Consider the following 25,479-nt stretch of genomic DNA (forward strand, 5'->3'; position numbering starts at 1 on the left):
ATTGGCCTATTTTTCAAGAAAACCTTACAGTTCCGGTCTCAAAATTCCCGTGCTTTCCCGTTCCGGGAAGATTTCTCTGAATAAAGTCAAAGGTGTTGCGGCAGGACTTTTGCTTTGCCTGACCTTAGGGTTCCTTTTGCTTTGGCGTCCGGCATATGATCGTTCACAGGGTTTGCAAAAGGAAAAAGACTATTGGCAGCATGTCATAAAAATGGGACGTAATGAAAGAAAGCCTATTTTCCAGAGTATGCTCTTAAGTTTAGACCAATTACCCGATGCTATTGAGCAATGTCGAGATGTTTTCCAGCAGAAAGGTGTCAAAGTGGGAGCCTTGAATGTTGAACGGTTTGGAGGACACAATGACGAGAGTTTGAAAGTGAGTTTTGATTATGCCTTGGTTCGGCTGCATTTACAGGGGAAATGGGAAGGTATTATCTCTTCCCTTAACACTCTGGAAAGTGTGCCGGACCGTGTGATTTATGTCCAAGAAATTGCTTTGGCTGCGGAAGGTGGAGAAGTATTGCTCCGGATCTATTGTTATACAGGAGATTAAAATTTCGGAAATAATATCCGTATCATGAATATATAGGTAACGTGACATTCCTTCTCTGTCATAGCTTAAAGAAGAGGAGGGATCTTAGGTGATTAAAGAATACATTCTTCAGCCAGGAGACAATTTTCATTGTCTGGCCCAGCGATGGGGGTGCTCCTGTGACGATTTTATACAAGTCAATCCCAATCTTGACCCTTTGAAGCTTCAAATAGGACAAAAAATTGTCCTTCCTGATTTTAAAGGCGGTCTCAAAGGGACGGAACATTATGCCGATCTTAGTGTGGGCCAAGGCCAGGAATTTGTGGGGGAATATCTCGATAATGTTGAATTTGAAGTAGAAGGTGTTCGTTTTCGTCTGCGGCGCATCGGAGAACCTAAAACTCCCCATGAGATTCATTTTATTCTTCCCCGCACAGAGATTCGCAAAATTCAACCCGCTGGAGAAGGGGGACCGGCCGAATTACAAATCATGCTCAGCAATCTGGATGTCGTACTTTCTCCGCGTCTGTTAAGCGGGGAAGGGGACAAAGCTGAACAGGTCAAGGCCACACCTCAATCGACAGTTCGCACGAAAGTTCAACAAAGTCCTCAAACCTCCCTGCATTTTCCTCAGAAGCGGGCAGAGCAGGAATCTCGGGTTTCAGAGCAACTTGTCTAAAGTGAAAGTGTTTAGTTCCGCCTCCGTATAACGGAGGTTTTTGTTTGGAATAGTAACTATTAACTTTGCTACTCTGTTAAATTATGATAATATTCTTGGTAAAGACGAGGAAGTGATGAATTGGCAACTATTTGGGTGTTTCATGGTCCTAACTTGAATTTATTGGGAGTACGTGAACCTCAACATTATGGTTCGCGCACCTTAGCAGAGATAAATCAGGAAATGCTGGAGATCGCCAAGTCTGCCGGATTAAACGCAGAATGCCGGCAAACGAATCATGAAGGAGACCTGATTGATTGGATTCAAGCCCTCACCCCAGCGGATTTTTTAATCCTCAATCCGGGAGCTTGGACTCATACTAGTTACGCAATTCGGGATGCCATAAGTGCTGTCAAGGTACCTGTTGTTGAAGTTCATCTCTCGAATATTCATGCCCGTGAAGCATTTCGCTCCAGTTCCTTGATTGCGCCTGTTTGTCTTGGGCAAATATCCGGATTGGGAGCGGATGGGTACGCCTTGGCTATGCGTTACGCCATTGATTACCAAATTCGTCGTGAAAAAGAATAGAGGAGGTAGCCTTAATGAAGCGCTTGGAACAGATGCGCCAACGAATGCAGGAAGAAAACATTGATGCCTATGTGGTTCTTCGCCCGGAAAACGGAAGATACTTAAGCGGCTTTACCGGCGGAGAAGCTACATTGCTGATTACGCTCACTAAAGCTTTTTTGTTGACAGATTTCAGGTACATAGAGCAAGCTAAGGAGCAAGCTCCTGACTTTGAAATTGTAAAGACCGGACACGATCACTTTTTAACGATTAGTGAACTTGGGCTTCAGGTAAAACGGGTGGGCTTTGAGGGAGATTTTATTACCTATTCCGACCATGAAAAGCTGAAACAATCATTTTCCCAAAGTGAACTTTTATCCTTGCCTAGCCTTGTCAGTGACCTGCGTTCCGTCAAGGATGAGCAGGAAGTTAATTTAATCCGCCAAGCCGTGCGAATTGCCGATGCTGCCTTTTCCGAAACTCTGAAAACTATTGAAGTCGGGCAGACAGAACAGGAAATTGGGCTCAATCTGGAGTTTTCTATGCGTCGCTTGGGAGCTAGCGGCGGTTCCTTTGAATTTATCATAGCTTCCGGCAAGCGTTCTGCCCTGCCTCATGGCACAGCAACTCCGAAAAAGGTACAATTTGGAGAGCTTCTAACGATGGATTTCGGTGCAATTTACCAAGGATACTGCTCGGATATTACACGGACTATCGCTTTAGGTGAACCTTCTGAGAAACAACGAGAAATTTATGCCCTTGTTTTAGAAGCTCAAAAAGCCGGGATCGGAGCGGTTGCTCCCGGAAAAACCGGAAAAGAAGTTGATGCGGCAGCCCGCAAAATTATTGAAGATGCCGGATATGGGGAATACTTTGGGCATGGCCTCGGACATTCCGTGGGTTTGGCGATTCACGAGGGTCCGAATTTTAATGTGCGGGAAGAACGTGTACTGAAGCCGGGCATGGTGCTTACCGTGGAGCCGGGAATTTATCTTCCGGATTGGGGCGGCGTAAGAATTGAAGATATAGTTCTGGTGACGGAACATGGCTGTGAGGTCTTGACCCAGGCACCGAAAGAACTTATTATCTTGGAGTAGAATAAATATTGCAGGAACTAGTTGCACTTGGGCTATCCGGAAGTTATACTTTCGTTGGTACAAAAGAATTTTAGGAGGAACGATCGATTTATGATTTCTTCGAACGATTTTAAGACAGGACTTACTATTGAAATTGATGGCGACGTTTTTTCAGTGGTTGAGTTTCAGCACGTCAAACCAGGCAAAGGAGCCGCCTTTGTTCGTACAAAATTGAAAAATGTAAAAACCGGCGGGGTCGTTGAACGCAAGTTTAACGCCGGCGAAAAAGTGAATAAGGCTCATGTGGAGCGCCGCGAAATGCAATACCTGTATAAAGATACGGATCACTATGTGGTTATGGATAACGAGAGTTATGAACAAGTTTCTTTGACCCAGGACCAAATCGGCGATGGCGTGAAATGGCTTAAAGAAAATATGACCTTAGGGGTTCTTTTCTTTGATACGGAAGTCATTGGCGTCGATGTGCCCAATTCTGTCCAACTTCTTGTGACAGCAACCGAGCCGGGAGTCAAGGGTGATACGGCTACTGGGGGGACCAAACCGGCTACCCTGGAGACCGGAGCGATTGTGCAAGTACCCTTCTTTGTTAATGAGGGGGATGTCTTGATTATTGATACCAGAACAGGAAACTATGTTCAACGGGCTTAATTGAAACATGTTATCACCTCCTATGGGACACACTAGATTTAGTTGGACCATTAGGAGGTGATTTTGTGTTATCCCCGAAAACTGCAAAGTTAAGCGTGATTCCTCTGGGCGGAACCGGAGAAATTGGCAAAAACCTGCTTGTCTTTGAATATGAAGACTCAATCGTTGTCATCGACGGAGGTGTTAAATTCCCTGGTGAGGAATTGTTGGGGATCGATTTAGTGATTCCCGATATCTCCTATTTAGAAAAAAACCGTGATCGAATCCGAGGTCTTTTTATTACCCATGGTCACGAAGATCATATCGGTGGTCTGCCTTTTATTTTGCCGAAATTAAATATCCCTATTTATGGGACAAAATTAACGTTAGGCTTAGTCATGGCAAAGTTCCAGGAACGTGCTCCCTACCCCGAATCTTTAGTTCACCCTATTGAACCGGGCGAAGTGATTCAAGCCGGGGCTTTTCAAGTCGAAGCCTTTCGTGTAACCCACAGCATTCCCGACGCAGTGGGCTATTCCTTGCTCACTCCCGTTGGCAGGGTGGTCTACACCGGGGATTTTAAGGTTGATTATACACCTATTGATGGGCAAAACATGGATCTCGGCAAGCTTGCCGCTTGGGGAGAAGAAGGAATTTTGGCCTTGCTTTGCGATTCGACGAACGCGGAACGACCAGGTGTGACCATGTCTGAAATGGTTGTGGGGAAAACATTGAGAGAGTGGTTTGAACGCGCTGAAGGAAAAATTATTTTGGCTTCTTTCGCTTCCAATGTACACCGGATACAACAGGCCGTTGATGCGGCGGCAGACATTGGACGCAAAGTTTGTGTCGTTGGCCGGAGTATGGAAAGCGTTGTGAAAACGGCCACTGAGATGGGGTATTTAAAGCTTCCCTATGAAGAGATCCTAGTCGATAGTTCAGAGGTGGATAATGTTCCCGCGGCAAAATTGCTGGTTCTGACAACCGGCAGCCAAGGGGAGCCTTTGGCTGCTTTGACTCGGATGGCTACCGGCAGCCACCGGCAAATTAAAGTTGAAGTCGGAGATATGGTCATCATCGCCGCAACCCCAATTCCCGGAAACGAAAAACTCGTTGGTAAGACAATCAACCATCTTTATCAAATCGGGGCGGAAGTTGTCACTAAAGAGATGGGCCAAGTTCATGTTTCCGGCCATGCCAACCAAGAAGAGCTTAAGCTTATTATCCGGCTGGCCCGCCCCCGTTACCTTATTCCTCACCACGGCGAAATCAGGCATCAGGTTGCTTTACGAAGGATAGGGCAAACGCTCGGTTATGCCGACAAAGATATTGCTTTAACACAACTGGGCTCTCGGGTGGAACTTAGTCCGGGCCGCATGGAATTTGGAGAGAATGTGGAAGCTGGGAGTGTTAATATCGATGGCTTGGGTATAGGCGATGTGGGGCAGATTGTCCTGCGTGACCGTCAACAGCTTGCTCAGGACGGGGTTGTGATAGTGGTAGCGGCTTTTGCCAAAGAGAAGCCTTACCATCTTCTATCCGGGCCGGATATTATTTCCCGGGGATTTACCTTTATGAAGGAAGCGGGAGAGTTAGTGGACGGAGCAAAAAAAGTGGCAAACAATACGCTGACAGTCCAATTCCAGAAAGAGCAGTTTGAATGGGGTCTTTTAAAAACCCTTCTTCGCGACAGCCTGGGCAATTATTTTTGGGAAAAGACTCATAGGCGTCCAATAATTTTGCCGGTGTTGCTTTCAATTTAAATAAAAAAAGGAGGGTCTTCCTCAAACGGAGAGTGCAACGGGTTGTTTTAAAGCAGCTGGGGGCACTCTTTATTAATTGTCTTTTTTTTCCTCGGATTAAATTGCGATCTGGCCTGGTCTATTTGCAGGGAATTATTCGTCTTTTGGAGAATATGATCAAAAGAAAGGAGTCCTTGCACGTGGGCATAAGAATACGGAGATTCAAGTTAAACAGACAGACATTTCGCAGCATCTCTCCTTTGAAGGTCGCAATTCTCTATGCCTTGTTTAGCGGAGGATGGATTCTTTTGTCAGACCATTTCTTAGAGATGACCGTTTCCAATCAACAGTTGTTTTTGGAGTTATCAACCTTGAAAGCTTTGCTCTGTGCTCTCTTCACGGCGTTTTTGCTTTATCTTTTACTTCAATGGGGATTTAAAGAGTTGGCCTATAAAACTCATCATGATGCGCTGACAGCTCTGCCCAACCGCCTGCTGTTTAATGAACTTTTAAAACAGGCTTTAGCCCAAACCAGGCATAAACGCGGTCAGCTGGCTGTTTTGTTTTTGGATTTAGACCGCTTTAAGCTGATCAATGATACGATGGGCCATAATCTGGGAGATCTTCTTTTAAAAGCGGTCGCAGAGCGAATACGTGGAACCTTGCGCGAAGGGGACACGATCGCCAGACAGGGCGGAGACGAATTTTTAGTTCTTCTGCCTGAGATCAGTCACGATCAGGAGGCTGTCAGAGTGTCGGAGCGGATCTTAGCAGCCTTCACGCAACCGTTTATCATAGACGATAGTGAAGTGTACATGAGCACAAGTGTGGGAATCAGTCTATACCCAAGAGGAGCCAGCGATATTGAATCTTTGGTAAAACAAGCGGATACAGCCATGTATTACGCTAAAGAATTAGGCCGGAACAATTGTCAGCTTTTTACCAATGGTCTTAACATTAAAGCCAATGAACGGCTTTCAACGGAAAATAATTTGCGCAAAGCTTTAGCGCGCAATGAGTTCATTCTTCATTATCAGCCTCAGGTTGATTTTCATAAAGGCTGTATTGTTGGACTTGAAGCCTTGGTCCGCTGGGATTCCAAAGAGCACGGACTTGTTTCCCCGTTGTCATTTATTCCTATTGCCGAAGAAACGGGTTTGATTGTTCCGATCGGGGAATGGGTATTGGAGACTGCCTGCAGGCAAAATATGATTTGGCGGGCTCAAGGGCACCCCTTTATGCGCATGGCTGTGAATATATCGGCCCGTCAATTTCGTGAGCCGAATTTTGTTAAAAGGGTGGCGGAAATTTTGGCCAAAACCGGGATGGAGCCGGAATGGTTGGAACTGGAGATTACGGAAAGCATCGCTATGGAAAACGGGGAAGCGTCACTCGAAATGTTAAGACGTTTCAAGGAGTTAGGTGTGAGAATTTCGATTGATGATTTTGGAACAGGGTTCTCTTCCCTGAATTATCTGCGCCGTATGCCTATTGATACGTTGAAAATAGACCAGTCGTTTATTCGGGATATCAGCAGCGGCGACAATGGCAAAGAAATCGTCACGGCCATTATTCAACTTGCCAAAAACCTTCGCTTAAAAGTGGTTGCAGAAGGGGTGGAAACGAGTTCACAGTGGTCTTTTCTCAGAGATAAACGATGTGATGAAATGCAGGGATTTCTCTTTAGCAAAGCGGTCGGCCCCAAAGAAATGGAAATGCTGCTCAGCCGATTAGCTTAATTTAAGAACAAAAGATTATTTTACGAGAGCAAGATTTCCTAAATTCGATTGTCATTGTTAAACAAATTGGAGAGTAAAAAAGCCGGGTACATGCAGTCTCATTCATGTACTCGGCTTTTTTATACAGTTGGCCAAACATGCCGCGAAGCGGCACCACTGATCAATAAAAATAGACCTTTGGGGGTCGGGCAGCTTCGCCCACATTGTTCACTCAGCATTCCGAGGCTTGTCCGTTTTACAGCCCAGCCCTTCCAGCTAGTGAAAATACTTTTTCCATTCCAACCATGTCTAAAATAGTCAAGGCGGACATACCTTCAATTAAGGGGGGCAAAGACGTGTCGCTGCATTATCAATTATCTGTCATCCAAAGAGAGAAAATAGTGCCCGCAGCATCGAAACTTTCAGTTTCTAAGCAAAATGTATCGGCCTTGAAAGATATGTCCAAGTGGTTTGGCGAGAGCGTCCGCTTAATCTTGAATAAAGTTCAGGATCTTGGATTTCAGGAAGTCGAAGAAATCCGTTTAAGGGTCGGTCAGCCATTCTTGCTCAGAACCGCCAATAAGGATCTTTTTCTCAACAGCGACGGTCAAATTACTGCGCCGGACAGAGCTTATATAGTGACTTCGGGGGACCTGACAGCAACTCTGGAAAGGATGACTCAAAGTTCGGTCTATGCAGTTGAAGAAGATCTGAGACAAGGCTTTTTAACGCTGCCCGGAGGGAACCGAGTAGGGGTAACAGGAGAGGCGGTTCTTCAGCAAGGTCAAATCCAAAAGATGAAGCATATTTCCTCTCTGAATATTCGTCTTGCTCATGATGTTAAAGGTCAAGGCTGTTGTGTTTTACCTAAACTTCTCCAAAGCGACGGCTCACTTTGTCATACTTTGTTAATCTCTCCTCCTCGAGCAGGAAAAACTACTCTTCTGAGAGATCTGGTCCGCATAATTAGTAACGGAGTTCCTCACCTGGGGTTTGAAGGACAGAGTGTGGGAGTTATCGATGAACGTGGTGAACTCGCCGGTATGTGGCAGGGGATGCCTACCTATGATTTGGGTTACCGCACAGATGTCTTGGATGGATGCCCCAAAATATCCGGTTTGAGTATGCTCATTCGTTCCATGGCTCCTCAAGTTATTGTCATGGATGAGTTGGGTCATCGCGATGAAGCTGCGGCTTTGCGAGATGCGCTGCGTACAGGGGTGAAAATTTTAAGCACGGCTCATGCCAGTTCTTGGGAAGAAGCGAAAAGCAGGCCAAGTTTAGCCTATTTGCTTGAGGAAGGAGTGTTTGAACGTTTGGTGGTGTTGAGCAGACAAAGCGGTCCGGGGACGATCGAGGAAGTTTACGATCTTAAAACTGGGAGGAGCCTGTGATGATAGTATTGGGGTGTATAGCACTGATTGCCGGTTGTGGATCAATGGGCTTGTGGCTGGCTCAGCGAATTCGACGCAGGCCAGAAGAATTGAGAGGATGCCTGGTCGCTCTGACTCTCTTGGATACGGAAATTGTTTGGGGGTCAACACCTTTACCAGAGGCCTTTTGTGTTTTGAAAGAACGAACAGATGTACCTTGGCAAGGGTTTTTCTCCGAATTGCAAAAACGCTTAGAACGAGGGGAGCCTGCCGGTGAGGCCTGGAATAATGAAATATCCCTGCAAAGTTCTCGATTTTGTTTGAAACAGGAAGATTGGCGGGTGATTCGAGATATCGGCAAAGGACTCGGGCGCTCCGACGGCCAGGAACAGCATAAACAGCTGGAACTTGTGCTGCGCCAGCTTACTATGTTAAAAGACCAAGTCGGAATTTGGTCGGAAAAGCAGGCAAAAATGTGGTCCTATCTAGGGTTCCTCTGTGGGATCGCAGGAGTACTCATTCTAATATAGCAAGAGAGGAGTCAAGAGCATGAGCTTTAATCTAATCATTACCGTTGCCGGAATAGGAATTTTGGTTGGGGTACTTGCTTCCGTTTTGAATCAATCCGGACGAGGGGAAATGGCTCAAGGTGTAACCATTATCGGAGTCATCGTGGTTCTCTATATCGTCGTCCAATCGATTTCAGAACTATTCACTTTAGTAAAGAGTGTTTTTAACCTGTACTAGGGGGCTAAAATGTGGAAATATGGCAAATAGTGGGACTAGCCCTGATCGTAACGATTATCAGCGTTGTTTTAAAACAGTTTCGACCGGAAATAGCTTTGCAGCTTTCGATTTTAGCCGGCGCAACCATATTTATATTAATTTTAAGTAAAATTAAAGTTGTCATTGATCTGCTCCAAACCTTAGCCGACCAAGCTAATATCAGCTCTTATTACTTATTGATCGTCTTAAAAATTGTCGGTGTGGCCTATCTGGCAGAGTTTGGGGCACAAATTTGCCGCGATGCCGGTGAGGGTGCTTTAGCCACCAAAATTGAAATTGCGGCTAAAGTCGGAGTTATTGTCTTAGCCATTCCAATTATTGTAGCCATTACCGAGTCCTTAGTGCGGCTCGTTCCGTGAGGTGATGTGTTTGAGGGTTACGATCGCCAAATTAATTCTTTTTCTCGTTGTCTTATGCAGTGGGACAACTCCTCCGCTATTAGCAGATGAGGTTTCCTCACCCCAGGCGCCGCAAAGCGCCGAAATTTCCCAGGGGGTCGATTTAAGCCAGCTGCAGGGCTTTTTGGACCAATTGGATCACGATGTGCAAAAGGGGATTACGAACTTTTCCCTCGCTCAAATGTTCGAAGACTTGAAAAGCGGCAAATTAGATTTATCACCGGAAAAGTTCGGTCAGATGCTGCTGGGTATCTTAACGAGAGAGATAGGAAACAGCGTTCCCCTGATTGGGAAGCTGCTGGTTCTGGCGGCTCTCGCCGGTATTTTAGGCCAGCTGCAGACAGCGTTTAGCGGAAATGTTGGCAAAACCGCTCAAGTAATGACCTACCTTGTTTTGCTGAGCATTGCGCTTACGTCGTTTCGTGAGGCTTTGAGCATAGCCTCGAGTGTCATTGACCAAATGGTAGGCCTGATGCAGACTTTATTTCCGGTTATGCTGACGTTATTAATTACCATGGGAAACCTGACAAGTGCAGCCTTATTCAAACCGCTTATCATGGGCAGCTTGACCGTCTTGGCGACAATCATTAAAACAATTATCCTGCCACTGTTCTTCCTTGCCGCGGTGCTGAAACTCTTTAATCATATTTCAACCGAGTTCAAGCTCAGCAAATTAGCCGGACTTTTTGAATTCGTAGGCAAGATTGCCCTAGGGGTTGTGATGACCATATTTATTGGAGTTATGACCGTTCAAGGAGTAACAGGTGGTGTGGCTGACAGTGTTGTTTTTCGGACAGCGAAATATTCTGCCGATCTTGTGCCTGTCGCCGGGAAGTTTTTCAAAGATGCAGTGGAGTTAGTGATAACTTCCGGATTGCTGTTAAAAAATGCCGTGGGAATTATTGCTTTGTTAGCGCTTGTTGTTATTTGTGTCGGCCCTCTGATTAAGCTTCTGGCGATGATTCTGGTGTTTCGGGTTTCGGCTGCTCTGGTAGAGCCTCTTGGCGAAAAGGGTTTGGCAGACAGTCTTCAGGATATGTCCAAAAGCCTGATATTTATCATAGTAACCGTCGCCTCCGTTGCGATTATGTTTTTCATGATGATAGCTGTCGTGATAGGTACAGGGACATTTTCCGTGATGTTGCACTGAGGAGGGGAGCATTGTGCAGACTCTGCAAAATTTAGTACGAAATCTGGCTCTGATTTTATTAGTGGCAACCTTTCTGGAAATGCTTTTGCCGAATAAATCAATGCGCGGATTTGTCCAGATGGTTATGGGCTTGTTTGTCATTTCCGCCGTCCTTGCCCCAATATCCACCTTGCTGCACACCCCCTTGTCCATGGAGATTCCCGCATGGAGCGAGGCTGCTCCTCAAGACCTTCCGGTGATTGCTGAAGAGCAGGGAGTTAAAGCCGGACGGAATGCTGTTCAAGAACAATATCGCCAAATCCTTGTCAACCAGATCGAGGCCTTGGCGCTAAGCACAAAAGGGGTTGAATCTGCCTCGGTGGATATAAAGTTTGCAGATGGAACAGGCGGTGTTGCTGATCAGCCTAAAATATCCGCCATAGATGTAACCTTGACGGCGGCCAAAGAGGAAATAGAACCTGTTCAGCCGATCACTATAGGGCCTAAGCCCCAAGCTCCCCAACAATCTCCCAAAAGCGACGAAGTTCGGGATAAAATCTCGGTCTTTATGAGCCTGCCTAAAGAGGCGATTCACGTTCAGGAACGTTAATTAATTTTTCAAGGAGGTCGATGGTGTGAAAATGCTCAAGCTCATTTCTTCAGAGAAAATGTTAGTAGGTTTAGTTGCGCTTATTGCGGTGGGCATGTCCTTTATATATTTGGGAAAAGGAACGGAGTCGCCGGCTCAAATGCTGCAGACAAAGCCGGCAAGTTCAGCAGTATCCGTCTCGGAGACTAAAATCAGTGCCTTGGAAAAGGAACTGGAAAATAAACTTAAAGCCAACCTTTCTTTAATGGATGGCGTAGGAAAAGTTCAAGTATCCGTGAGTTTGTCTACAGGGCTAAAAAGTGAGTATGCCCGCAATCAAAATGTTACCAAAAATACGTCTAAGGAAACGGACAAAGCCGGAGGAACTCGGGAGACAACCCAGGTCACTGAAAACAACCAGGTAGTTATGCCGAACGGTACATCTCAGCCCGTTATGGTGATGGAAGACCGTCCGGAGGTTGCCGGAGTTTTGGTTATCGCTGAGGGAGCTCGTGATCCTAAGGTTCGGGAAGGGATTCATACGGCGGTTCAAACACTCCTGAATATTCCAAGCGCTAAAATAACCGTTGTGCCAATGGGAGGAGTATAATGAATGGTAAAGGGAACATTAAAATCTGAACTCATGTTTAGTGACCGTCTGCTCCTTCTGGGAAAATTATTGGGACTTGTCGCCAGCTTGGGATTGATATTAGGGGCATTTTCAGTATGGTTTAATGCGCATCAGCGCCCTTCAGCCGTTTCCGGCGTACCGGCCTTAGCCGCTACGGCCTCTACTGTTGATCCCAATATAAAAATTCAGTTTGAAACTATTAAACCGGATGGCACCGGGGAAAACTATTTCGTAAATTATCGGTTGAAAAGAGAACAGTTTCGTCAGGAAACCAAGGCCATGCTCTCCGAATTACTTAATTCCAGTGTTGAAAAAACAAAAGCTCAGGCCCAAGAAAAATGGCTGGAGCTTAGTACCAAAATCCAAAGAGAAGATGAAATCGAAAACCTCCTGAAAATCAAAGGCTGCAAAGATGTCGTCGCTGATGTCAATCCGGACAATGTCACCTTGATTGTTTATGCCCCGAGTTTAACGCTTGATGAAGTCAGCTTAATCCAAACGATTGTTGTGCGGGAGACAAATATACAGTTGGCTAAAATTATGATATCTGTTGAAAATTAGGATTTTTGCAAATAATAAAGTTCTTTTATAAAAAGTTCTTTACCCTGAGCAGGAAAATGTTTCTTGAGAGCGAATTATAAGAGATAGGACTAAAGTCCTGGTTGAGAGGGAGAGGACTCCGAGAATGAACAGAATCTTAATTGCAGATGATGCAAGCTTTATGCGCTTAATGATTTGTCAAATCCTAGCGCGTAAAGGCCTTAAAGATATTGTTGAAGCTGAAAATGGCCGCCAGGCTGTTGAGCTTTACAAGTCTTATAGGCCAATTTTGACATTCATGGATATTACAATGCCTGAACTTGACGGGTTAGCGGCCCTTGATGAAATCTTGGGATTTGATCCCTCGGCTAAGGTAATCATTTGCAGCGCTGTGGCGCATGAAACGATGGTATTAGAAGCCCTACAGCGAGGAGCAGTTGATTTTGTTTCCAAACCTTTTCGTCCGGACGAACTTTTGAGAATCGTCAATAAGCACCTTAATTAAGCGGCCTGAAGAATTTTATTGAGCTGGCACTGGTGTGACAGCTTTTTAATTTGCCCAAAATACAATATACTTATTTAGAGTGCGTTGAAAATGGTTTCATTGCCCCATATAATAAGACATATGTTTTACTTGGGAAAGTATTATTTCCAGAGACAAAGTCTTATTCTAATTCGACAATATACCTTATTAAAAGTTTTGATGAGGTTATAGAAAGAGGGGTACGGCAGTGAAACCAGTTAAGATTACGGATACGACACTTAGAGATGCTCATCAAAGCCTTTGGGCTACTCGAATGCGTACGGAAGATATGCTGCCGATTTTAGAAGAAATAGACGAGGCAGGATTTTTCTCACTCGAAGTATGGGGGGGAGCCACTTTTGATGTCTGTCTTCGTTTCTTGGGAGAGGATCCTTGGGAACGTTTGCGGGAGATTAAACGCCGGGTGCACAAGACTCCGCTGCAAATGCTGCTTCGAGCGCAGTCCTTAGTTGGCTATCAACACTACCCGGATGATGTGGTGCGTGAGTTTGTTTCTTTAAGCGTAAAAAATGGAATTGACATTATCCGGATCTTTGATGCACTTAATGATGTGAGAAATATGGTTGTTCCTATGGAAGCTGCTAAAAAGGCAGGGGCTCATGTTCAAGCATCCGTCGTTTACACAATCAGTCCGGTTCACACCATAGAACATTACCTGGAAACTGCAACGGCACTTGCCGAGTTGGGCGCGGATTCAATTTGTATCAAAGATATGGCGGGGCTTCTCACACCGTTTAAAGCTTATGAATTAGTCTCATTGTTAAAGAAGGAACTTGGGATTATGATTCATTTGCACAGCCATTATATCGGAGGGATGGCAGTAGGCGCTTATTTAAAAGCAGCGGAAGCCGGTGTCGATGTCATTGACACCGCAAGTGTCCCTTTAGCTTTTGGGGCAAGTCAGCCTCCCGTGGAGACCGTTGTACGGGCATTTCAAGATTCGGCTTATGATACCGGGTTAAATCTTAGAAATCTGTTTCATATAGCCAAATATTTTGAAGCATTGCGTAAAAGCCGCGGTTTTGAGCGGGGGATAACCCGGATTTCTGACATGAGAGTCTTTGAACACCAGGTTCCCGGGGGCATGATCTCTAATTTGGTGTCTCAGCTAGAAGAACAAAGGGCTCTTGAGCGCATTCACGATGTTTTGGATGAAATCCCCAAGGTTCGAGCTGAGTTGGGATATCCTCCTTTAGTTACTCCAACGAGCCAAATTGTGGGGACGCAGGCCGTATTAAATGTTCTAAGCGGGGCAAGATATAAATTAGTGCCTGGCGAAGTTAAAGCTTATGTTCGCGGTTTATATGGCCGTCCTCCTGCCTCAATCAATCCTGAGATTCAAAAGAAGATTATCGGTGATGAAGAGCCTATGACCGTTCGCCCGGCCGATAAACTGGAACCGGGAATGGAGAAGGCCAAACGGGACAGCAGCGGGTTTGCCCATTCTCCGGAGGATGTCATTAACTTTGCTATTTTTCCTCAAATAGCTCGGAAGTTTTACGAGGAGAGAAAGCAGGGGGTTCTTCCCAAAAAAGAAATCCAAAGTACAGCGAACGAAACGAAATTAACCAAAGAAATGTGGCCGACGGGATTGTCTAAGGAGGATTCAAAAATGAATTTAAATGAAATAAAAGAACTAATTAAAATTATTGATAAAACTGAAATTAGTGAGTTGAATCTGGAAAGCGATGGAGTAAAAATCTGTATCCGCAAAGGGGCAAATGCTGCTTTCGGTGTGCCGGTCATTGCTCCTGCTCGTCAAGACGTGAAAGCGAGTGTCTTGGAGAGTGTGGGCTTTCAATCCGATGTAGGCATGGAGGCCCCGCTTAAAGCCTCAGAAACAGTTTTACGTCAGAATACCGAAACGATAACGGCACCGATGGTGGGAACTTTCTATAGTGCTCAATCTCCTGATGCCGACCATTATGTTGAAGTAGGCCAAAGAATCAGTGTTGGGCAGCCTGTCTGCATCATTGAAGCCATGAAGTTGATGAATGAGATTGAATCGGATGTTGAAGGAAAGCTAATTCAGATTCTGGTTGAGAATGGTCAGCCGGTCGAATATGGTCAGCCGTTGTTTATCATTGAGAAATAAGGAGAAAATTCATGTTTAAAAAAATCCTGATTGCCAATCGTGGAGAAATTGCTCTGCGCGTCATTCGGGCGTGTCGCGAGCTTGATATTGAAACTGTCGCAGTATTTTCTGAAGGAGATCGGGAGGCTTTGCATGTAAAGGCTGCGGATGAAGCGGTATGTGTGGGACCAGTGGCAAGTGCAAAAAGTTACTTGAATATTCCCAATATCATCAGCGCGGCGGAATTGACTGGGGTCGACGCTATTCATCCCGGATATGGTTTTTTATCTGAAAATGCTCGTTTCGCTGAGATCTGTGAGTCATGTGGGATCACCTTTATTGGGCCGTCCGCTCAGGCTATTGAAACAATGGGAGATAAAGCGAAAGCCCGAAAAACAATGATTGAGTCAGGAGTTCCTGTGGTTCCGGGGTCAAAGGATATCATTAAAGATGAACAAATGGCTGAGCAAGTCGCGGAAAGCATTGGTTACCCGGTTTTAATTAAAGCCTCGGCTGGGGGCGGAGGCAAGGGGATGCGGGTTGCTCAGAACGTTAAGGAACTGAGTAAAGCGATCCAAGCCGCTCAGAGCGAAGCTCAAGCAGCCTTTGGCAGTTCCGATGTTTACTTGGAGAAATATGTCGAGGAGCCGAGGCATATTGAAATCCAAATTTTAGGTGATAAATACGGCCACGTAGTACACCTGGGAGAAAGAGACTGTTCTTTGCAGCGTCGCCATCAAAAGCTTTTGGAAGAATCGCCGTCCATTGCTTTGAGTCCTGAGTTAAGGGCAAAGATGGGGGCTGTAGCAGTCAAGGCCGCTAAGTCGGCGAATTATTCCAGTGCGGGCACGATTGAATTTTTGCTGGATCGCCATGGAAATTTCTACTTTATCGAAATGAATACCCGGATTCAAGTAGAGCACCCGGTCACCGAATTGGTAACAGGACTCGATTTAGTGAAAGAGCAAATACGTTTAGCCGCGGGTGAGGCTTTAGGCTATACTCAAGAGGATATCCAAATACGCGGCTGGGCCATCGAGTGCCGAATTAATGCCGAAGATCCGGACAGGAATTTTATGCCCTCCCCCGGCACTTTGAAAATTTATCACGTTCCGGGCGGTCCCGGAGTGCGGGTCGACAGTGCGGCCTATCAGGGATATACTGTTCCGCCTTATTATGACTCAATGGTTGGAAAGCTGATAGTTTGGGGTGCAACCCGGCAGGAAGCTATGCAGAGGATGAAACGTGCTCTTGAAGAATTTGTGATTGAAGGGATTCATACGACAATACCTTTCCATCTGAAAGTTTTAGAGAATGCTTTTTATCGGCGAGGGGAAGTATATACAAACTTTATTCAGCGCCGCATCCTGGGAGAGTAACTTGCAGGTTTTTAGCAGGCAATAATTTAGGGCATCAAGATGGGGCGTTCGCAAAGATTGACAGAATAATCTTTGCCAGAATGCCCTTGATTTGTTATAATAGCAACGATATAGTGGATTGATTAATGCATTGCAAGGTCTGGGCTGATCTTATCCAGGAGTTAAATGCGCGTTGTACATACTCCGGCCTGGGACTTCGAACCTCGAAATATCGAATATTGAACACCGATTCTATAGGAGGTGAGAAAATGGAAAGCTTGGGAACTGAGAACTCCCTTGGTTCTATTCGGATTGCCGATGAAGTTGTGGAAGTTATTGCCGGATTAGCAGCTTCTGAGGTCGAGGGTGTTGTTGGCATGAGCGGAGGCCTTGTGGGAGACCTGGCGCACATGCTGGGAAGAAATAAAAATCTCTCCAAAGGGGTCAAAGTGGAAGTAGGCGAACATGAGGTTGCCGTAGACCTTTTTATTGTGGTAGAGTATGGCGTATCAATACCTGAAGTCGCTTTCAAGGTGCAAGAGGCCGTAAAAGAAGCCATTGAAAGCATGACAGGCCTTAAGGTTGTTGAAGCTAATGTACATGTACAGGGGGTTAATTTTAAACCTCTGCCGGAAATCAAAGAGGAAGACTTCCGTCTGAAGTAGATTAGGCCCCCCCTGGAAATACCAGGGGGGGCTTCTGAAAGGAGGACGACAATGTTAGCCTTTTTTTGGGGAGTTCTCATGGTTCTGGGGGCACTTTGGATATTTGCCATGGCCACAGGGTGGGGGCTCCCTTATGCGTTATTAATTAGAGGAATCGACTGGTTGAGATGGAACCCTTGGGATAGCTTGATTGTCGCTGTTTTATTGCTTCTGGGAGGCTTGCTTCTTCTTGTTCGGCCGCGAGAAAATGGCAACCGCACCTTCCGGACTCCCGCGAGCGGCGGGGATGTGCGGATTTCCCAGGAGGCTTTAGAGGAGATTATTGCCCGCAGCGCCACTGCCTTATCCGGTGTGATGCAGGTGCAATCAAGCCTGCGGGAACGTGAAGCAGGTCTTCAAATCACAATATCATGTCAATATGAGCAGGGTGTTCAAATACCTCAGATTTCCAAGGAACTGAAAGAGAAGGTTAAACAGGACGTTGAGCTTTATACCGGAATTACTGTGACAGAGGTGAAAGTGTTGGTGCGGCGTCTGGAAAAGGTGCACACGGCACGTGTTCGATGAGCAGTTTTTGGCAGGGCATAGGAGAGAAGCTTTCCCGATTTGTTACTTGGGCCTTGGAGTATCATCCCGGGAAATTTATCGGAACCTTGATCGGCTTGATAGTTGGATTATTAATGGTAACTCTTGGGTTTTGGCGGACTATGGTGCTGGCCATCTTTGTTCTTCTGGGATTTGTCTTGGGTAAGCGTCAAGATGATCATCAGGATATTATTGCTTGGTTGGAGAAAAATATTAACAAATACTAGGAGGAATTTCCTTGAGCCGAAGATTAGCCCGTGAAACAGCATTACAGGTACTTTTCCAGAGAGATTTGACGAAAGAGCCCCTGTCAACGACAGCGGAAGTTCAGCGTTGGGCGGAAGAATTTAAAGTTCCCGAGGCCAGTAAAGTATTTGCTCAAGCACTCGTTGATGAGACAGTCGCTCATCTGGAGGAGATTGACAAAACAATCGCTACCTTCGCTCAAGATTGGGCAATAAAACGAATGGCCAATGTTGACCGCAATGTGATGCGCCTGGCTACCTGTGAGATTCTTTTTCGCCCGGATATACCGGGACGTGTAAGTCTGAACGAAGCTATTGAGTTAGCCAAACGCTTTGGCGGAGAAGAATCAGCAAAATTTGTTAACGGGATTCTGGATAGAATTGTGGACAGTGTGGCTAAAAACACTGTTAATGTTGCTTTGGAATCGCACACTAATTCGGCGAAACCCCTGAATAATGCTTAAAAATCCCTGGAATTTACGCTAAATTAACTCTTTTTTCTTGTAAAAGACTTTATTTTGGAGATTGTTGACCCCCGATTTTTCTAATTCTCAGATGTGTTTAATTCTTTGAAATTTAATGTAATATTGCTGAAGGAAATTGCTTAAAGATCTCGAATAATCATAAAATGCGAGCAAAATTTCTGGAGCAAAATTTCTGGACATTGAGGAGGAGTCAAATGTACCGAATCGTTAAAAAAAGACTCTTGGCACAGGGTATTGCCTTGCTGGAAGTCGAAGCTTCGGCCGTGGCTGCGAAAGTGGAGCCTGGCCAATTTGTAATTGTTCGTGTTGACGAAGTTGGTGAGCGAATTCCGCTTACCGTTATGGACTTTAATCGCGAAAAAGGTACAATTACAATTGTTATTCAAGATGTTGGGTATTCTTCGGCAATCATCACCAAGATGAACGAAGGGGATGCCTTCCAAGATTTTGTGGGTCCGCTGGGGGTAGCTTCAGAAATTGAAAATTATGGAACGGTTGTATGTATTGGCGGGGGCCTTGGCATAGCTCCAATCCATCCGATTGCCAGAGCGTTAAAAGAGGCGGGCAATCATGTGATTTCTGTTTTAGGTTCAAGGAGTGCGGATCTTCTGATTTTGGAAGACGAAATGCGCGCTGTCAGCAGTGAGGTAGTCATTGCCACAAATGATGGCACGGCTGGGGTCAAAGGATTTGTTACAGACGGCTTAGCCAAAGTCTTAAGTGAAGGCCACAAGGTTGCTGCCATTTGGGCGATCGGTCCGATGGTTATGATGAAAGCGGTTGTGGAATATACTCGGCCTTTGGGCTTGAAGACCATTGTCAGTATGAATCCGATCATGGTGGATGGCACCGGTATGTGCGGCGCCTGTCGGATTAGTGTCGGCAATGAAACAAAGTTTGCCTGTGTTGACGGCCCTGAGTTTGATGGTCATTTAGTAGATTTTGACTTAGCCATGAAACGCCTCGCCTTTTATAAGGACGAAGAGAATCGTGCTAAGGCCCGTTTAGAATGCAATCACGAAGGAGGGCATCATTAATGGCAGCGAAAGTTAAAATACCCCGTCACGAAATGCCCTGCCAGGATTCCAAGGTCAGAGCGCATAATTTTGAAGAGGTCGCTTTGGGTTATACTCAAGAGATGGCCGTAGAAGAAGCCCAGCGTTGCTTACAGTGCAAGAAACCTTTATGTCGCACCGGTTGCCCCGTAGAAGTACTTATCCCTGATTTCGTCAAACAAATCGCCGAGGAAAACTTCGAGGAAGCTGCCAGGGTTCTGAAAATAAAGAATTCCCTGCCTGCCGTTTGCGGGCGCGTTTGTCCTCAGGAATCCCAGTGCGAAAGCAAATGTATTTTGGGAATTAAAGGAGAATCCGTAGCTATCGGACGCCTGGAACGCTTTGCGGCAGATTTCGGCATGAAATTGGAAAAAACGGAACCGGAAAAGGCGGAACCGAGCGGTAAACGAGTGGCTATCATCGGCGCCGGACCGGCAGGATTAGCCTGCGCAGGAGATTTGGCCAAAGCCGGACATGCGGTCACAGTTTTTGAAGCCTTGCACGTTGCCGGCGGGGTTTTGATGTATGGAATTCCCCAGTTCCGTCTTCCTAAGGACATTGTGCAGACGGAAATCGATACCTTAAAGCAGATGGGGGTTGAAATCCTCACCAACCAAGTTGTGGGCAAAGTGACCTCAGTGGACGAACTTATGGCAAACGGCTATGATGCCGTGTTTATCGGCACTGGAGCCGGCCTGCCATACTTTATGGATATCCCGGGAGAAAACCTCAACGGCGTATATTCTGCAAACGAATTCCTGACCAGAACTAATCTGATGAAGGGCTATAAGTTCCCGGATTATGCAACCCCCGTTAAGGTGGGCAAGAACGTGGCAGTACTCGGTGCGGGCAATGTGGCCATGGACTCCGCGCGTACGGCTTTACGGCTCGGTGCTGAGAACGTCTATATTATTTATCGTCGTTCCCGCGCCGAAATGCCGGCACGGAAAGAAGAGCTTGAACATGCCGAAGAAGAAGGCATTCAATTCCAGCTCCTGACTAATCCGGTTTCCATTCAGGGCGATGAGCGTGGTTGGGTCAGGAGCTTAACCTGCCTGCGCTATGAGCTGGGAGAACCGGATGCCTCCGGGCGGCGTTCTCCTGTGGCTATTCCCGGTTCGGAGTTTGAAATTGAAATGGATACTGTCGTCGTGGCCATTGGTCAAGGCCCGAATCCTTTGGTGACGACCTCAACTCCCGGTCTGGAGTTGAACAAACGGGGCAATATCGTTGCTGATCCGGAAACCTTGATGACCTCCAAGCCAGGTGTTTTTGCAGGCGGAGATATTGTTACGGGTGCAGCGACTGTAATTCTGGCCATGGGAGCCGGCAAAAAGGCTGCCGCCGGTATTGACGCTTATCTGAAAACAAAATAATTGACCGTTTAGGCTGAATCTGGTTTGGGAAAAGCTGATTCAGCCTAAACTAAGTGTAGAAATTTCAGTGTTTTGATAATCTTGAGACGAATCTCGCAACGTTTTTGTGATTGACGGAACAGGGTTAATATAAGTCTGAAAGGAGTGTCAAATTTGGCTCAATTATTAGATGGCAAAGCTGTAGCCAAAGTACTTAAAGAAGAAATTCGCGAGGAAATTGCTCAGTGGAAGGAAAAGGGAGTACAGCCGAAGCTCGCCGTAATTTTGGTTGGGGATGACCCGGCTTCTGTGGTATATGCGCGTTCAAAGCAAAAAGTCAGTGAGAGTCTGGGAATGGCCTTTGAACTTTTTGTAATGCCCGGCAATACGCCTGAAACTGAGGTTCTTGCTCAAATTGAGAAGTTGAATCAGGATCAGAATGTTCATGGGATTATGATTGAGCTTCCCTTGCCCAAAGGTATCTCTAAGGAAAGAGTGATGGCGGCAGTTCGTCCGGATAAAGATGTCGATGGAGTGCATCCCATCAATCGAGGGTATATCTTAAGCGGTGAAGAAGGGTTATTCCCCGCGACCCCGCAAAGCTGTATAGAGCTGCTTTTGCGCTCGGGCGTGCAAATTTCCGGGAAACATGTTGTCATCGTCGGCCGGGGAGAGACTGTTGGCAAACCTTTAGTATTCCTCATCCTGAAACACAATGCCACAGTGACGATCTGCCATTCCAAAACTCCGGATCTGGGAGCCTTTACGCGCCAGGCCGATATTTTAATTGCCGCTGTCGGGCGCGCTAAGTTGATTAAAAAAGAAATGATCAAACCGGGTGCCGTTGTTGTTGATGCTGGAATTAACGAAACGCCGGAAGGAATTTGCGGAGATGTGGATTTCGCGGCCGCCCAAGAGGTGGCGGAGTTGATCTCACCTGTTCCGGGGGGAGTCGGCTCTCTAACAACCGCTCTGATTATGCGCAATGTTCTCAAGGGTATCGTTTTACAAGGAGGGAAACAATAATGGACTCCAACCAAATATGGCAGTGGACTACTGAAGAGTTTTTAACGGTATCAGCCAGTTCCTCTCCAACCCCGGGCGGAGGAAGTGTTTCCGCTTATGTTGGGGCCTTGGCGGCTTCGATGACCTGCATGGTTGCCAACCTTACCATCGGAAAGGAAAAGTATAAAGACGTAGAACCGAAAGTCAAAGAGATTCTGGCTCAGGCGGAGATGGTCCTGGACCTGTTGAAAAAGGGACTCAGCCAGGATATCGCGGAGTTTTCCAATTTCATGGCGGTTTTAAAATTACCTAAAGAATCTGAAGAGGAAAAAAAGGTTCGGGCCGGTAAGCTGCAAGAAGTCCTGGTTTCCGCTACGAATACTCCTTTAGGGATTGCCCAGAATTGCTTCAAGGTTTTGCAGCTGGCTCAGGAACTGGCCCCCATTGGCAATAAGGGAGCTATCAGCGATGTTGGAGTCGCGGCGTATTTAGCGGAAAATGCCTTGAAATCGGCGATGCTCAGTGTCGATATTAATCTTCCCCAGATAAAAGACCAAGGTTATCAAGAGAAAGTAAAGGCCGAACGGACAAGATTGTTTGAACAGGCGGCGGCAATTTGTGTTGAAACTGTTGGAGTTGTACAAAGCAGATTGTAATTTAAGGTATTGGAGAATATTAAGATCTTTAAACGAACCTGCTTCGCTTAAAGGTCTTAATTTTTTTATTGGCTGAGGAAAACGGTTTTTGCCCTTTGATTTACTTAATAAGGTTTTACTTAACAAGGACGACGACCATGCCTGCTCCTTCAAACTTGACTCCGGCCTGATTTCTAATGGTATAATAAGCTGGAGGTGAAGGGTGTGCCCAAAATATGGTCGGTGTCGGAGCTTGTTGGTCAAATTGGCCAGGCGCTGCAAGAGCGTGCGGATTTTCAAAATTGTTGGATAAGCGGTGAGCTTTCCAATTTTAAAAATCACCGCGCCTCAGGACATTGGTATTTTACTTTAAAAGACGAGCAGTCAAGCCTTAAAGGAGTTATGTTTAAAAGCCGGTCCGAACGCGTTCGTTTTGTTCCGTCGGATGGGTTAAAGGTCATAGTACGCGGGAATATTCGTATCTACGAGCGCGAGGGAACGGTTCAATTTTATGCGGAAGAAATGGAGCCAAGCGGGCTTGGTCAGCTTTACTTAGCTTTTGAGCAGCTTAAAAAACAGCTTGCCGCAGAAGGCCTGTTTGATCCGGCGCGAAAAAAGGAGGTTCCACGCTATCCTCGCTGTGTGGGGATCGTGACCAGCCCGACGGGAGCTGTCATCCGGGACATTAGCAATGTCATGGGCCGCCGCTATCCGAGCATGTCTTGGGTTTTGTCCCCCGCGGCCGTTCAGGGGGAAACGGCACCAAGAGAAATCTCCGCGGCAATTCACCGCCTAAATCGTTCAAATCTTGTGGATGTCATTATTGTTGGCCGTGGCGGAGGGTCTTTAGAAGAACTGTGGGCCTTTAATACGGAAATAGTTGCCAGGGCAATCGCTGCTTCCAGAATACCAATTATATCAGCTGTTGGACACGAAACAGATGTAACCATTGCAGACTACGTGGCGGATTTGCGGGCCCCGACTCCTTCGGCGGCCGCCGAGCTTGCCGTGCCCATACTTTATGATTTGCAGTTCCAAGCAGACCAATTTCGCGCTCGCTTGCAAAGTGCCTTAGAATCTCAGATCGAGCGGAAAAGACAACGTCTTGAGGGAATTGCCAATAAAGGACCGCTTAAAGATCCTTTTTGGAGGATCGATCAGAGTCGCCAGCGTCTGGACGCACTCCATATGCGCCTGCAAGAGGGCATGACTAGATTTGTCGATGGCAAAAATGGTATACTAAATCTATTGGCTGCGAAATTGGATTTGTTGAGTCCGCTGACCATTTTAGGCCGGGGCTATGCTATGGCTTATAATGAAGAAGGGCGTCTTCTTCGTTCGGTTAAGGATGTTGAACTGTCGCAGCAGATTTACGTTCAGCTCAATGAGGGACGTCTGGGCTGTAAAGTAACAGAGAAGGAGATTTAATCAATGATTAATGAAGAGTGGTTAGAGAACCTCTTCTCTGAGGATTCCCTGGCTCAGGATAACAAACGAGAAGAAACATTGATTTCTTTGGAAGCAGGGTTTGAGCAATTGGAGACTATTGTTAAAGCCCTTGAACAAAAAGATCTGCCCTTAGAAAAAGCTTTGGCTTATTTTAAGCAGGGCGTTACTCTCGTTCAGCATTGTTCAACGATATTAAATCAGGCTGAAAAGCAGATGCAAATCTTGCTGGAAACTCCCGATGGCCATTTACAGTTGAAGCCGATAAGCTTTGAAGTGAAAGGGTGAGTGAGCAGTGTTCAAAGAAACCCTTCAGCACTATAGTTCCATGATTGAAGAGTACATTGCTCGAATACCTTGGGGGAAGGATATTTTAAATGAGAGCATGGCTTATTCACTTGTCGGAGGGGGAAAACGCATTCGTCCGGTGTTAGCCTTGGCCTCAGCGGAAGCAGTAGGCGGCAACCCGGAGAAGGTTTTACCTGCTGCTGCAGCTCTGGAATTAATTCACACCTATTCTTTAATTCATGATGACTTGCCGGCTTTGGATAATGACGACTATCGCAGGGGAAGATTATCTAATCATAAGGTATTTGGCGAAGCGAATGCGATTTTAGCCGGAGACGGTTTGCTGACCTACGCTTTTGAATTCCTGACAGAGCCGTCCCTTGGGCAGCCGGGACAACAGTTACGGGTCATCCGGGAAGTTGCTGTGGCTGCCGGAAAAAACGGCATGGTGGGAGGACAGGTTCTGGATATTGCCGGGGAAGGAAAACAGCTTTCTCTCGCAGAGATCGAGGAAATACATAAAGGCAAAACGGGAGCTTTGTTAACCGTTTCCGCACGACTTGGCGGAATTTTGGCAGGCGCTGCGGAACAAGAGATCGAAGCCCTGACTCGTTATGCGCAAGCTTTGGGATTGGCGTTCCAAATAAAAGATGATATTTTGGATGTTGTGGGAGACAGTGAGACTCTTGGCAAGCCCGTTGGAAGTGACCTCCGGCAGGGAAAATCAACCTACGTTTCTTTATTAGGACTTGAAGAAGCAACTCGACAGTTGCATTCCCAAACTGAAAAAGCCCAAGCTGCTTTAAAGTTGTTAGGGGAAAAATCAGCTTTTTTAAGCGAACTTGCTGTTTATATAGAACAACGTCAGCATTGAAAGAGGTTGTTACCATGCCAATTTTCCCGGGAATTTTTTATAATGCAATTCTTGTTTCAGCAGTAACAGCCTGGCTCGTTGCCCAACTTCTGAAAGTCGCCGTCAGTCTTTTTGTTGCCCGCAAGCTTAATCCGCAATTAATTTTCAGCTCCGGCGGTTTTCCGAGTTCTCATTCGGCTGCCGTAAGCGCTTTGGCTTTAGGAATTGGGAAGTATTATGGCTGGAATTCTCCCATATTTGCAGTTTCGGCTGTCTATGGTATGGTTGTGTTATATGATGCGGCGGGAGTGCGGCGAGCGGCAGGCAAGCAGGCGGAAGTTCTTAATCAGTTGGTCGAACGTTTGTACCAGGGATCTGATTTTGCTCAAGAGCGTTTAAAAGAGCTGATTGGCCATACCCCGCTGGAAGTCTTCGGAGGGGTTATTGTCGGGGTTATTGTGGGGCTTCTGATCTGAGTTGTGGTGAGGAGGTTTACGAA

General features: G+C 46.2%; 30 protein-coding genes. All 30 read left to right on the top strand.

Annotated elements, in window-relative coordinates; genetic code table 11:
• The first annotated feature begins 1 nt into the window (after position 1).
• The 30 genes from REC12_RS19175 to REC12_RS19320 all read left to right on the top strand — a co-directional run bounded on the left by REC12_RS19175 (position 2) and on the right by REC12_RS19320 (position 25,456).
• On the top strand, positions 2-553 hold the full coding sequence (locus REC12_RS19175; protein ID WP_308897273.1) for a hypothetical protein: 552 nt from the start codon (positions 2-4) through the stop codon (positions 551-553).
• Positions 554-641: 88 nt separating this feature from the next.
• The gene (locus REC12_RS19180; RefSeq protein ID WP_308897275.1) at positions 642-1,211 is read left to right on the top strand and encodes a LysM peptidoglycan-binding domain-containing protein; all 570 of its coding nucleotides are present in this window, start codon (positions 642-644) and stop codon (positions 1,209-1,211) included.
• Between the two features lie 120 nt (positions 1,212-1,331).
• Positions 1,332-1,778 (top strand): type II 3-dehydroquinate dehydratase, encoded by a 447-nt coding sequence (aroQ, locus tag REC12_RS19185; protein ID WP_308897276.1) that lies wholly within the window; start codon positions 1,332-1,334, stop codon positions 1,776-1,778.
• A gap of 14 nt (positions 1,779-1,792) precedes the next feature.
• The gene (locus REC12_RS19190) at positions 1,793-2,854 is read left to right on the top strand and encodes a M24 family metallopeptidase (protein ID WP_308897278.1); all 1,062 of its coding nucleotides are present in this window, start codon (positions 1,793-1,795) and stop codon (positions 2,852-2,854) included.
• 90 nt (positions 2,855-2,944) lie between these two features.
• A complete protein-coding gene (efp, locus tag REC12_RS19195; protein WP_308897280.1) occupies positions 2,945-3,502 on the top strand; it encodes an elongation factor P in 558 nt (185 codons plus the stop codon).
• A gap of 65 nt (positions 3,503-3,567) precedes the next feature.
• On the top strand, positions 3,568-5,244 hold the full coding sequence (locus REC12_RS19200) for a ribonuclease J (RefSeq protein WP_308897282.1): 1,677 nt from the start codon (positions 3,568-3,570) through the stop codon (positions 5,242-5,244).
• Between the two features lie 179 nt (positions 5,245-5,423).
• Positions 5,424-6,962 (top strand): putative bifunctional diguanylate cyclase/phosphodiesterase, encoded by a 1,539-nt coding sequence (locus REC12_RS19205; RefSeq protein WP_308897284.1) that lies wholly within the window; start codon positions 5,424-5,426, stop codon positions 6,960-6,962.
• A gap of 335 nt (positions 6,963-7,297) precedes the next feature.
• The gene (spoIIIAA, locus tag REC12_RS19210; protein ID WP_308897286.1) at positions 7,298-8,335 is read left to right on the top strand and encodes a stage III sporulation protein AA; all 1,038 of its coding nucleotides are present in this window, start codon (positions 7,298-7,300) and stop codon (positions 8,333-8,335) included.
• Complete coding sequence (gene spoIIIAB / locus REC12_RS19215) at positions 8,335-8,844, top strand: stage III sporulation protein SpoIIIAB (protein ID WP_308897540.1); 510 nt, start codon at positions 8,335-8,337, stop codon at positions 8,842-8,844. Before spoIIIAA ends, spoIIIAB begins: the two co-directional genes overlap by 1 nt.
• A gap of 19 nt (positions 8,845-8,863) precedes the next feature.
• Complete coding sequence (gene spoIIIAC, locus REC12_RS19220; protein WP_308897287.1) at positions 8,864-9,061, top strand: stage III sporulation protein AC; 198 nt, start codon at positions 8,864-8,866, stop codon at positions 9,059-9,061.
• Between the two features lie 11 nt (positions 9,062-9,072).
• Complete coding sequence (gene spoIIIAD / locus REC12_RS19225; protein ID WP_308897289.1) at positions 9,073-9,459, top strand: stage III sporulation protein AD; 387 nt, start codon at positions 9,073-9,075, stop codon at positions 9,457-9,459.
• A gap of 4 nt (positions 9,460-9,463) precedes the next feature.
• A complete protein-coding gene (gene spoIIIAE / locus REC12_RS19230) occupies positions 9,464-10,648 on the top strand; it encodes a stage III sporulation protein AE (protein WP_308897290.1) in 1,185 nt (394 codons plus the stop codon).
• Between the two features lie 13 nt (positions 10,649-10,661).
• Positions 10,662-11,237 (top strand): stage III sporulation protein AF, encoded by a 576-nt coding sequence (locus REC12_RS19235; protein ID WP_308897292.1) that lies wholly within the window; start codon positions 10,662-10,664, stop codon positions 11,235-11,237.
• Positions 11,238-11,268: 31 nt separating this feature from the next.
• Positions 11,269-11,826 (top strand): SpoIIIAG-related protein, encoded by a 558-nt coding sequence (locus tag REC12_RS19240; RefSeq protein WP_374214233.1) that lies wholly within the window; start codon positions 11,269-11,271, stop codon positions 11,824-11,826.
• A gap of 3 nt (positions 11,827-11,829) precedes the next feature.
• Positions 11,830-12,408 (top strand): SpoIIIAH-like family protein, encoded by a 579-nt coding sequence (locus REC12_RS19245; RefSeq protein WP_308897295.1) that lies wholly within the window; start codon positions 11,830-11,832, stop codon positions 12,406-12,408.
• 124 nt (positions 12,409-12,532) lie between these two features.
• Positions 12,533-12,892: a response regulator gene (locus REC12_RS19250; RefSeq protein ID WP_308897297.1), complete on the top strand. Its 360-nt coding sequence runs from the start codon at positions 12,533-12,535 to the stop codon at positions 12,890-12,892.
• A gap of 226 nt (positions 12,893-13,118) precedes the next feature.
• Positions 13,119-15,026, top strand: coding sequence for an acetyl-CoA carboxylase biotin carboxyl carrier protein (gene accB / locus REC12_RS19255; protein ID WP_308897298.1), 1,908 nt, complete (start codon positions 13,119-13,121; stop codon positions 15,024-15,026).
• Positions 15,027-15,037: 11 nt separating this feature from the next.
• On the top strand, positions 15,038-16,384 hold the full coding sequence (gene accC / locus REC12_RS19260; RefSeq protein ID WP_308897300.1) for an acetyl-CoA carboxylase biotin carboxylase subunit: 1,347 nt from the start codon (positions 15,038-15,040) through the stop codon (positions 16,382-16,384).
• A 248-nt stretch (positions 16,385-16,632) separates the two neighbouring features.
• Positions 16,633-17,028: an Asp23/Gls24 family envelope stress response protein gene (locus tag REC12_RS19265; RefSeq protein ID WP_308897302.1), complete on the top strand. Its 396-nt coding sequence runs from the start codon at positions 16,633-16,635 to the stop codon at positions 17,026-17,028.
• A 51-nt stretch (positions 17,029-17,079) separates the two neighbouring features.
• Entirely contained in the window at positions 17,080-17,595 is a 516-nt protein-coding gene (gene amaP, locus REC12_RS19270; RefSeq protein WP_308897304.1) for an alkaline shock response membrane anchor protein AmaP, read from the top strand.
• Positions 17,592-17,840: a DUF2273 domain-containing protein gene (locus tag REC12_RS19275; RefSeq protein ID WP_308897306.1), complete on the top strand. Its 249-nt coding sequence runs from the start codon at positions 17,592-17,594 to the stop codon at positions 17,838-17,840. Before amaP ends, REC12_RS19275 begins: the two co-directional genes overlap by 4 nt.
• Positions 17,841-17,851: 11 nt before the next feature.
• Complete coding sequence (gene nusB / locus REC12_RS19280) at positions 17,852-18,322, top strand: transcription antitermination factor NusB (RefSeq protein WP_308897308.1); 471 nt, start codon at positions 17,852-17,854, stop codon at positions 18,320-18,322.
• A 215-nt stretch (positions 18,323-18,537) separates the two neighbouring features.
• The gene (locus REC12_RS19285) at positions 18,538-19,380 is read left to right on the top strand and encodes a sulfide/dihydroorotate dehydrogenase-like FAD/NAD-binding protein (RefSeq protein ID WP_308897310.1); all 843 of its coding nucleotides are present in this window, start codon (positions 18,538-18,540) and stop codon (positions 19,378-19,380) included.
• Complete coding sequence (gltA, locus tag REC12_RS19290) at positions 19,380-20,774, top strand: NADPH-dependent glutamate synthase (RefSeq protein ID WP_308897311.1); 1,395 nt, start codon at positions 19,380-19,382, stop codon at positions 20,772-20,774. Before REC12_RS19285 ends, gltA begins: the two co-directional genes overlap by 1 nt.
• A gap of 153 nt (positions 20,775-20,927) precedes the next feature.
• Entirely contained in the window at positions 20,928-21,779 is an 852-nt protein-coding gene (locus REC12_RS19295) for a bifunctional 5,10-methylenetetrahydrofolate dehydrogenase/5,10-methenyltetrahydrofolate cyclohydrolase (RefSeq protein WP_308897312.1), read from the top strand.
• Entirely contained in the window at positions 21,779-22,414 is a 636-nt protein-coding gene (locus REC12_RS19300) for a cyclodeaminase/cyclohydrolase family protein (RefSeq protein ID WP_308897314.1), read from the top strand. Before REC12_RS19295 ends, REC12_RS19300 begins: the two co-directional genes overlap by 1 nt.
• 204 nt (positions 22,415-22,618) lie before the next feature.
• Positions 22,619-23,821, top strand: coding sequence for an exodeoxyribonuclease VII large subunit (gene xseA, locus REC12_RS19305; RefSeq protein ID WP_308897315.1), 1,203 nt, complete (start codon positions 22,619-22,621; stop codon positions 23,819-23,821).
• A gap of 3 nt (positions 23,822-23,824) precedes the next feature.
• Positions 23,825-24,127 (top strand): exodeoxyribonuclease VII small subunit, encoded by a 303-nt coding sequence (xseB, locus tag REC12_RS19310; protein ID WP_308897316.1) that lies wholly within the window; start codon positions 23,825-23,827, stop codon positions 24,125-24,127.
• A gap of 7 nt (positions 24,128-24,134) precedes the next feature.
• On the top strand, positions 24,135-25,001 hold the full coding sequence (locus REC12_RS19315; RefSeq protein ID WP_308897318.1) for a polyprenyl synthetase family protein: 867 nt from the start codon (positions 24,135-24,137) through the stop codon (positions 24,999-25,001).
• A 14-nt stretch (positions 25,002-25,015) separates the two neighbouring features.
• Positions 25,016-25,456, top strand: coding sequence for a divergent PAP2 family protein (locus REC12_RS19320; protein ID WP_308897320.1), 441 nt, complete (start codon positions 25,016-25,018; stop codon positions 25,454-25,456).
• Positions 25,457-25,479: the final 23 nt, after the last annotated feature.

Source organism: Candidatus Desulfosporosinus nitrosoreducens (assembly GCF_030954495.1).
Lineage (GTDB): Bacteria > Bacillota > Desulfitobacteriia > Desulfitobacteriales > Desulfitobacteriaceae > Desulfosporosinus > Desulfosporosinus nitrosoreducens.